Source organism: Roseibium sp. RKSG952 (assembly GCF_009711355.1).
Genome location: NZ_SMMF01000924.1, coordinates 56068 through 64958, shown reverse-complemented (window position 1 = coordinate 64958; position 8891 = coordinate 56068). Strand labels below are relative to the sequence as shown.

Here is an 8891-nt window from a genome sequence, read left to right as displayed (position 1 = left end):
GAAACCGCCTTGAAAGGCGTTCCGTGAACAATTTATCTTCATCCCAACAGATGATACTGGGCCGAATTGCGGCGTTCAGCTGCACAGATACGCGATATGCAGAGGTCCCCTTTGCAAACAGTCCGGCACTTCCAACAAACTGTGATCACGATCACGGCCGCGGAGTCACGGTCATGTAACGGTGTCAGTGTCAATAAGAAGTGGAAAGCCTTCGATGAAGATCCAGCCCCGGTCGGGAATGTCAGGGACACCGGTTCGAAATCAAGGCGCAGATGAAAACCGAAAAAGCAATCGCCCTATCGTTCACGACTCATGCGGCCGATTACCGTTGATGGCTGCCAGATCATGCTCGTCCTTCTTCGAGACGGCCCTTTCGAAGGCAAGAGATGAGATGACCGAATTACACAAAAAGGGAATTTCGTATTCGGCTATATTTTAAACGTATTCAGAGCTGTTCTTTTTCATCGGCTGCCCCGGTTACCCCATCGGTTTCCGGGGCAGTTTTTCGTGTCAGTGTCTCGATTAGGACATGTCCTGCTTGTCGGGAGCCCGGGACGACTTGCGTCTGATCCAGTGTACTGTGCCCAAAGACAGCCCGGCCAAGAGGACGACGAGCGTTAGATAGCCAAGTCCGGAAAGCGCAAATTCCATGATTTCCCTCGCTGACTGCCGGTTGAGATCATGACCACGGGGCTACATGACCAAACTCACGGTAAACCGGCCGCGCCTGTGCAATCAAGTGATCCCCGGCGCAGAAGAGCCGGGCGGCGACAGCGGTCCCTTATGAATGGGAACGTGGAGCATTGCCCCGGCATTCGGCTGGGGCTGCAAACGTTCTTGTAGCGGACCCGCAGCCCGATCTTCAAAATGTCCTCTTCCGCAATGGGATACGTCACTGCATTTTCCCGGTTGTCGTCAGGGGCAAACCGGAAGGTTTTATCCGGGGTCTCCGAACCCGGATCGCGCTAACGCTTGTCCGGGATGACGGTCGAGGGGACTGCAAAATGGCCTAACCTGCGCGACGATGATTCTGGAGGCCTGCCCTGAAAAAACGCAGCTCTAGTTTGAACAGCTTACATGGTGTTGCATTTCGCGCATTATTCCAACCAAAGCCCACTGCAGCCGAAAATCGGACTACACGCGCCACATGTCAGCCCGTGGCCTTGTCAATCGTGCGCGGCGCGGAGGCGATCAGGTCTTCGACCTGCTTTTTCAAGCCTTCGCGCTCCTGTGATCCTTCCGCCGCATAGTTGAGGTTCTTGAACAGAGACGTCAGGTCGGTGAAGAATTTCCGGGCCGCATCCTTGGTCTCGAACCCGAAATCTTCCCGTGCGACGCGGTAGACGATCCCAAAGGTCTCCTGTTGCCGGTCGAGCGGGGCGGACACGTCGACATCGTCGAACGCATCCTGCTGCAGATAGACCATGTCGAGAAACAGGGCCTTTTGCTGGGTGATGAAATCCTCGATGGAAATGCCTTCCTCGCCGGTCACCTGCATCATGCGGGTGATTTCATCGCCGCGCCCGAGCAATTCGACCATCTCGTCGACGCGGGCCACCCAGTCGGTTCCGATGTTTTCCCGGTACCAGTCGCCAAGCTGGGCGTGATAGCGCGACCAGGACAACAGCGGATCGACTGCCGGGTAAAACCGTTTGTAGGCCCGCTCGGCAGAAAGCCCGAGGAAGGTCTTTACCGTGCCGAGCGTGGCCTGTGTGACCGGTTCCTCGAAATTGCCGCCTGCCGGGGACACGGTGCCGATCATTGTGAGACTGCCGGTGCCGCCGCCGGTGCGGATCACCCCGGCGCGCTCGTAGATCCCCTTGATCGAGGAATCAAGATAGGCGGGAAAGGCTTCCTCGCCCGGGATCTCCTCAAGGCGCCCGGAAGTCTCGCGCATGGCCTGTGCCCAGCGGGACGTGGAATCGGCGATCAGCAAAACGTCGTAGCCCATCTGCCGGTAATATTCGCCGAAGGTGATGCCGGTGTAGATCGAGGCTTCGCGGGCTGCGACCGGCATGGAAGAGGTGTTGCAGATGATCACCGTGCGGTCCATCAGCGTGCCGTCGCCGGAGGGGTCGGGCTGTTGCGGAAACTCGGTGATGGTCTCCACCACTTCGCCCGCGCGCTCGCCGCAAGCCACCACGATCACGATGTTGACGGCCGAAAACCGCGAGATCAGCGATTGCAGCACCGTCTTGCCCGCTCCGAACGGGCCGGGAATGCAGCCCATTCCGCCGCGCGCAATCGGGAAGAACGTGTCGATCAGCCGGATGGTCGTGACCAGCGGCTCGCTCGGGTAGAGCCGCTCGGCCTTTCCGGCGGAGACCAGCCGGTCCGGGATTGCGCGCCGGACCGGCCATTGCTGGACCAGCGTCAGGTCGCGGGTCTGGCCGGACTTGCCGGTGATCGTTGCCACCACCTCGTTGATTGTGAAGGTGCCTTCGCGGATACGCTCGACCGACCAGGTGCCGTTGAGCGAGAACGGGGCCATGATCTTGTGCTCGAACCGGCCTTCGGGAACGGTGCCGATCACGTCGCCTGCCGACACGGTGTCTCCGGATTTGACCTTGGGGCTGAATGCCCATTTCCGGCTGGTGTCGAGCGGATTGGTCAACACGCCGCGCGGCAGGAAAAACCCGTGGTCTGCGGCAATGTCGGCGAGCGGGTTTTGCAGACCGTCAAAAACCGTGCTCAACAGGCCGGGTCCAAGCGCGACGCTGAGCATCTCCCCGCTCTGGATCACCTTGTCGCCGATGCGCACGCCCTGTGTGCTCTCGAACACCTGTGCCTCGGCCGAGGTGCCCCGCACGCGCAGCACCTCTGCCTTGAGATATTCGGTTGGTTTGCCCTCGCGTTCCGGCCCGTGGGGGATGATATAGACCACCTCGTTCTTGATCAGCGGGTGATCGCCGAGCGGGGCAATCGTGACCAGATCGTCCTGAACGGCAACGATTTCCGCGGTCGGTTCGGGAAGCTGAACGTGGGTGGTCATGCATGAGCCTCCTGCTGGGTTCCGCCGACAGGCGGTCCGGGTAGGTCGGGAGCGGTTTGAAGGGCGCTGTCGATCAGGCCGCGCAGACGCTCGGACGCCGTTTCGGCGTTGTAGGTTGCCCAACGGGCAACGATGGTCCAGCGCAGCACGTAGATTACAACCGCCTCGAAGTCGAAAGTGTGGGTCGCGCCTTCGCGATCCAGTTGGCGGAACACCTGGGTCAGTGTCAGGCGTTCCATCGCGATGTGATCACCGGAACGCATCAGCCGGTCGGCCTCGGCGATCCACGGAATGAAATGACCCAGGCCGAAAGACGGGTCGGTCCAGTTTTCGGCAATTTGCCGCCGCCAGCGGCCATAGCCCCATCGGGCGATGTCTCCGGGACCGGCATTTCCGGCAAGGCGCCGTCTCAGGGCGGCGATGATCGTGCGGGTCTCCATGCGCACAAGAACCAGTTCCTGAAGCACCGGAGAGGTGCCGAGTTCGCGAATTACGGCATCGGCAAGCCGGACAACCTCTTCGTCCGTGTGGAGTTTCGCAACTCCGGCCCAGGCCGTTACCTCGATCACCCGGTTCAACAGATCCTGATGACCGCTGTCCAGCATCTTCATGCGTTCGCGCAGCCGGAACTCGGAAATCGGAACATCCTTCTGGCTGAACAGACGCCCGAGATGCGGCAGGCTCGAGATCAGGGTGATGTAGCGGTAGCGATCTGACATGATGACCGGTGCGCCGGAAGCCCTAGCGCAACACCCCTTCCATGATGGCCCTGAGGCGGGGTTGCAGATGGGCTTTCAACAGTTCGGCAACCGCTTCCTCGGTCATGTCGATGGAGACATTCTTGTCCGTCAGTTTGATCCGGATGCCCCGCAGGCCGGGTTCCGTCTGGAAGGTCACGCCTTCGCGCAGGACGTCATTGGCAAGCGTGACGGCAAAATGGGTCAGCGTGCCCGGCTCGACCTTTTCCGGAGACTGCTTGAGCTCCTCGAATGTCAGGGCACGCTCGGGCAGGACGATTTCAAGCTTGTCGTTGCCGGTGATCCCGGCATTTTCCTTGGCCCGTCCTGCGATGGACAGGATCAGCTTTTGCAGAAAACCCTCGTCCGACAGGGTGACGCCGATCAGGCGGGCGGCCTCGTCCTGTATCCTGCCGTCAAGTTCGTTGCGCAGCGACAGGACCATGTCCCGTGCCGCGATTTTCAGTCCGTCCTGAGTGGCGGCCTTTTCCTCGGCAGCCTCCCGGTTGGCCTTGTCCAGAATGGCCTTGGCGCGGGTTTCGGCCTCGTGCTTGATGGCCTGCGCTTCCTCGCGCGCCTTTTTCAGGATCGCGTCGGCCTGATCCTGACCCGCAGCAACACCCTCGCTTTTCAGCCGATCAATCAGGGCCTGCACACCGGCTCCGGCCGCCGATCTTTCCTTGTCCTCATGGTTCGCCATGACGTTGTTCTCCCGCCAAACCCCTCAGGTGCCGATATTGCCGGCCAGAACCAGCGCGAACACCAGTGCAAACACCGAAAAGCCTTCCAGAACGGCAGCAGGTGCCAGCGACACGCCGAAGATCTCCGGTTTGGCCTTGGAGGCGTGAATGGCCGAGGCAAGCACTTCGCCCTGGCGAATGCCGGTGAACAGCATGGCCGAGCCCGACAGGACGCCGATGCCGAACATGGCGGCCCCCACATCGGCATTCATGGTGTCCCGCTGCAGGGAGAACATGATCACAATGCCGTAGATCACCTGAGAGGAGGGCATCAGAGACGCACCGATGAAACGGCCATAGCCGCCATCGGAATCGAGCATGGCGCCAATGGCGGCACTGCCGCCAAGAGCGCATCCCCAGGCGCTGCCGATTGCACCTAGTGCCACCGGCGCGTAAAGGCCGAACCATCCAAGGGCCAGTACGAATTCGTTCACAGGCCTGTCTCCTCTTTCTTGAATGGACGGAAGGGTTTGCCCTCGTCCGTCAAAGCCCAGTTGAAAAATTCAATCACATTCAAGCGCAGGCCGTGCACGCAGCCTGCAATAATGCTCAGGCCGATATTGATGCCGTGCCCGATCAGCAGGACGAGCAGCGCAAACACCAGACCGAGACCGGGCACAGCACCTGCAATCTGCCCGGACAGGCTGTTGATCGTCTCCGACAGGGAGGCAGCCGCAAGCCCGAGCGCGAAAAGCCGCATGTAGCTCAGGATATCGGAGAACATGTTGACCACGCGCGCCAGAGCCGTGAAGCCGTCGAAGACCCGCAACCCGGCAGAGGCGAGGGAGTCAACCTTGCGGTTGCTCGCGAAAAAGCCGATCCCCAGAAGCCCGAGAATGATGGCCACCGGGCCGATACTGGCAATCACGGTTCCGGCGCCCAGATAGGTTGCAAGCCCGCCAAGGGCGACCAGCGACCAGCCGAGCGGTTGGATCCGGTCATGCCAGGCCCGCATGTGATGCGCCCTCACGAGGTTCGCGATCACCACATGTGCAACGCCGATCGTGATGTTGAGCTTCATCATGGTCTCGATCTCGTTGAGATTCATGATCCGCAAATGACCGAGGAAACTGTTGTCCGGCGGCACCCAGCCGAAATAGCTGCCGGTAATCACGCCGAAAAAGGCGGTCGATGCCATCAACCACATCGCCATCCGGTAAAGGCGGCGGCCGGTTGCCGACCCCTGAAACCTGCTCCGGTACCAATAAAGCACCGCCATCAGCAACAGGCCGTAGCCGACATCGGTCATGATCATCCCGAAGAACAGCACGAAGGAGATGTAGACGATGATCGACGGATCCCAGTCCCGGTAGCCCGGCGTCTGGTAGAATTCGACAAGATCCTCGCCGGCGGCGAGTTGTTTCGGATTGTCGAGAAGCGTCGGCGGGGTTTCGTCCTCCGCCGGATCCTCCACCTGCACGGCAATTTTCAGCTCGGCGGCCAATGCCTCGACCGCTTCCACCTGATCGGCGGGGGCCCAGGCCTGAAGCACGAAAATCCGCTCATCATCGGCTGTTTCCAGGGCGGCGCGTTGCCGGGCCGCGGAATCGCGGGCGGCGGCAAGATTTTCTGCCAACAGCACCCGCCATTTGGTCAGGGACCGCCGGGCAAGCTGCAATCCTTCCAGAGCAACTTCCGTGTCTTCAAGCTCGTGCTCGAGATCCGAGAGAGACTTTTCGCCGATATGACTGCGCGGGACCGGCATGGCGTCCGCGGCCGGTTCGTCGGGCGACAAAACCACGACATAGGCACGATAACGGTCTTCGTGGACGATCTCGCAGGTCATCGTCTCACGGTCGATCTGGTCCAGTTTCGCAGTCGGGACGATGTAGAACCACAACCGGTAATCGCCGACCTCGGACAGGCCGGTGAACGAGAACTCGCCCCAGGGCCGGACCGCGGCAATCCGCTTCTGCAGAAAGGCCAGATGGTCTTCCGTCTCCCGCATTTTCCGCCGGTTCGCCTTTGCCTTGTGGACGACGTCCTGCAGATCGAAATGGCCGTTCCGGGTCACCGGGCGCCTAGGGTCAGGACAATCGAGCAACCATCGCAGGGCCTTGACGGCATCCTGACCGGTGCCGCTCGGGACAGCTTCGAGTTCCTTTTGAGCCGATGTCAGCGGGATCAGATGCAAGTTGCCGAAGGATTGCACGGCCTCAAGTACGGCTTCCTTGTCGTCGAGAATGCCCAGCAGGCTGACTTTCTTGAGCGGAACGATGGTCATAGGTCGGCCATCCTCTGCTCGGCGGCACGGGCCGCAGTCTTGCGCTTGGAAATCTTGGCCCGCACCACGGCGTCGCGTTCGGCATCTGCCAGCGCCATGCGGATCTTCTTGATGTTGCGTTGTGCCTGAGGGATCAGAACTTTTTCAAACAGGTTCACCCGGCGCGAAATCACCGCCTCGGCCTCGACCAGCTTGTGAACGCGGTCATGGGCGACACGGCGTTCCATGTCGAGCCTGATCAGCTCCTGAAGCCCCTTGACGACCGGGTCTACCCAATGTGGCCGGCCCATGAGCGAATAGGGTTCGACATCAATCTCGACATTGGACACCACGGGAAGGCGGGTTCCGGACAGGTTCTGCTCGCCGATCTCGACGTCCTTGATCTTGACCAGATCGTCCAGCGGCACCTGTTGATTGGAGAGCATCGGGATCCCGTTTGCGATCTCCGCAAACCGTTTCTTGTAATCCACGTCCAGTTTGGCGACGAGCGTCTTGGCCTTGGCCCGTTCCGCCACGATCTGCAGCCGCTTCAATTCCAGAGACGGCAGAAAGCGGTTGTACTCCGCCAAATGGCCGGTTTCGCGGGCAAGCGACGACTTGTTGAGCGCGAGCTTCGCCATCAGGCAGCTTCCCCGCTCTCATCGGCCTTGGGGTGGGCATTGCCGGGATAGTATTTGTCGATCAGGTTCTGTTTCATGAGAAGCTGGCCCGGTTCGAAACATTCCGCCAGTGTCTGCCAGCACAGGTCGAGCGCTTCTTCGAGGGGCAAGCCAACCTCGATATCCATGAAGCGCTCGCGGAACAGGCCGCCGAATTTCAAAAGCTGATGGTCGTAGTCGGACAATTCAAACGCCATCGACTGTTTCTGCTCCGCGTCCCGCGCGCCGGAATAGAACCGGATCATGGTGTTCATGATCTGGCTGTGGTCTTCCCGTGTCACCTTCCCGATCACGTGCTGCTTGAGCCGCGACAGCGACCCGAACGGATCAATCACGCCCGAATGAAGATAGAACTGGCCTTCCGTGATGTAGCCGGTGTTGTCGGGCACCGGGTGGGTGACGTCATTGCCGGGCATGGTCGTGACCGTCAGAATGGTGACCGACCCGGAGCCCTTGAAGTCGCAAGCCTTTTCATAGCGGCGGGCAAGCTGGGAATAGAGATCGCCGGGATAGCCGCGGTTGGCCGGCACCCGTTCCATGGCGATTGAGACTTCCTTCATGGCGTCGGCAAAGGCGGTCATGTCGGTCATCAGCACGAGCACGCGCTTGCCGTCCTCGACTGCGAATTTCTCGGCGACCGCCAGCGCCATGTCCGGGACTTGAAGCCGTTCGACCACGGGATCGGAGGCCTGGTTCACGAACATGATGGTGCGTGGAAACACGCCCGCATCCTCGAACCGCTTCCGGAAATAGGCGTAATCGTCGAAGATCAGCCCGAGCCCGCCGAACACCACCACATCCGCGTCGGCCTGGATGCCGATCCGGGCCAGAAACTGGTTGTAGGGTTCGCCGGAAACGGAAAAGATCGGGATCTTCTGGCTTTCGACCAGACAATTGAACACGTCGATCATCGGCACATCCGTGCGGATCATGCGCGAAGCCAGAACGCGTTTCATCGGATTGGCGGACGGGCCGCCGATCGGCACCGTCGGATCGCTGTCAAGGTTCGGACCCCGGTCGATCGGGTGGCCTGCACCGTCGAACACCCGGCCGAGAATGTTTTCCGAGAAGGTGACCTTCGCGGCTTCACCGAGAAACCTCACGGCGGAATTGTTGGCAAGGCCCTTGGTGCCGGAATTGACCTGCAGCGAGACCATGTCCTGATCGATGTTGATCACTTGTGCGAGCGAGGAGGTGCCGTCGCCGGAGTCCACGATGGCAAGGTCGCCAAGGCACGGACGGCCTTCATTCGAGCTTCGGTCTGCGGCAACGCGGATACGGATGATATCGCCGACAATGTCGACAATCCGTGTGTGGGATACAAGCATCCGCCATTCCCCTCAGGTCTCGAAAATTAAATAAAACAATGCCGCTTGTGGCAAATGGTAGGCAACCAGATGGTGCAATGTCCAGACTATGTGTGCACCGCGCAAATCGAAATTCGTAGCTTTCCTTATGTGGCGTGACCAGTGTTGCAGGGAGATGAAGGCAATGCGCCTTTTACGGATGCGCGTGGGCAGATCCGAACAGGTGCGCAAG

At 60.3% G+C, this 8891-nt stretch carries 8 protein-coding genes; all 8 read right to left on the bottom strand.

The window, feature by feature from the left end; genetic code table 11:
• Positions 1 to 522 precede the first annotated feature (522 nt).
• Positions 523 to 651: a hypothetical protein gene (locus E1297_RS50820; RefSeq protein ID WP_256372761.1), complete on the bottom strand. Its 129-nt coding sequence runs from the start codon at positions 649 to 651 to the stop codon at positions 523 to 525.
• Between the two features lie 499 nt (positions 652 to 1150).
• Entirely contained in the window at positions 1151 to 2992 is a 1842-nt protein-coding gene (locus E1297_RS22745) for a V-type ATP synthase subunit A (RefSeq protein WP_155142565.1), read from the bottom strand.
• A complete protein-coding gene (locus E1297_RS22740; RefSeq protein WP_155142563.1) occupies positions 2989 to 3711 on the bottom strand; it encodes a DUF2764 family protein in 723 nt (240 codons plus the stop codon). Before E1297_RS22740 ends, E1297_RS22745 begins: the two co-directional genes overlap by 4 nt.
• Positions 3712 to 3733: 22 nt before the next feature.
• Positions 3734 to 4429, bottom strand: coding sequence for a hypothetical protein (locus E1297_RS22735; protein WP_155142561.1), 696 nt, complete (start codon positions 4427 to 4429; stop codon positions 3734 to 3736).
• A gap of 24 nt (positions 4430 to 4453) precedes the next feature.
• A complete protein-coding gene (locus E1297_RS22730) occupies positions 4454 to 4903 on the bottom strand; it encodes an ATP synthase subunit C (protein WP_209015938.1) in 450 nt (149 codons plus the stop codon).
• A complete protein-coding gene (locus tag E1297_RS22725; RefSeq protein WP_155142557.1) occupies positions 4900 to 6693 on the bottom strand; it encodes a V-type ATP synthase subunit I in 1794 nt (597 codons plus the stop codon). Before E1297_RS22725 ends, E1297_RS22730 begins: the two co-directional genes overlap by 4 nt.
• On the bottom strand, positions 6690 to 7313 hold the full coding sequence (locus tag E1297_RS22720) for a V-type ATP synthase subunit D (protein ID WP_155142555.1): 624 nt from the start codon (positions 7311 to 7313) through the stop codon (positions 6690 to 6692). The genes E1297_RS22725 and E1297_RS22720 overlap by 4 nt, the downstream gene beginning before the upstream one ends.
• Positions 7313 to 8680, bottom strand: a complete 1368-nt coding sequence (locus E1297_RS22715) for a V-type ATP synthase subunit B (protein WP_155142554.1) — start codon at positions 8678 to 8680, stop codon at positions 7313 to 7315. Before E1297_RS22715 ends, E1297_RS22720 begins: the two co-directional genes overlap by 1 nt.
• Positions 8681 to 8891: the final 211 nt, after the last annotated feature.

Bases quoted from the DNA above. Each gene is read 5' to 3' on its own strand.
- E1297_RS22745 (WP_155142565.1), bottom strand. From the start codon at position 2,992: ATGACCACCCACGTTCAGCTTCCCGAACCGACCGCGGAAATCGTTGCC.
- E1297_RS50820 (WP_256372761.1), bottom strand. From the start codon at position 651: ATGGAATTTGCGCTTTCCGGACTTGGCTATCTAACGCTCGTCGTCCTC.
- E1297_RS22715 (WP_155142554.1), bottom strand. From the start codon at position 8,680: ATGCTTGTATCCCACACACGGATTGTCGACATTGTCGGCGATATCATC.
- E1297_RS22725 (WP_155142557.1), bottom strand. From the start codon at position 6,693: ATGACCATCGTTCCGCTCAAGAAAGTCAGCCTGCTGGGCATTCTCGAC.
- E1297_RS22740 (WP_155142563.1), bottom strand. From the start codon at position 3,711: ATGTCAGATCGCTACCGCTACATCACCCTGATCTCGAGCCTGCCGCAT.
- E1297_RS22735 (WP_155142561.1), bottom strand. From the start codon at position 4,429: ATGGCGAACCATGAGGACAAGGAAAGATCGGCGGCCGGAGCCGGTGTG.
- E1297_RS22720 (WP_155142555.1), bottom strand. From the start codon at position 7,313: ATGGCGAAGCTCGCGCTCAACAAGTCGTCGCTTGCCCGCGAAACCGGC.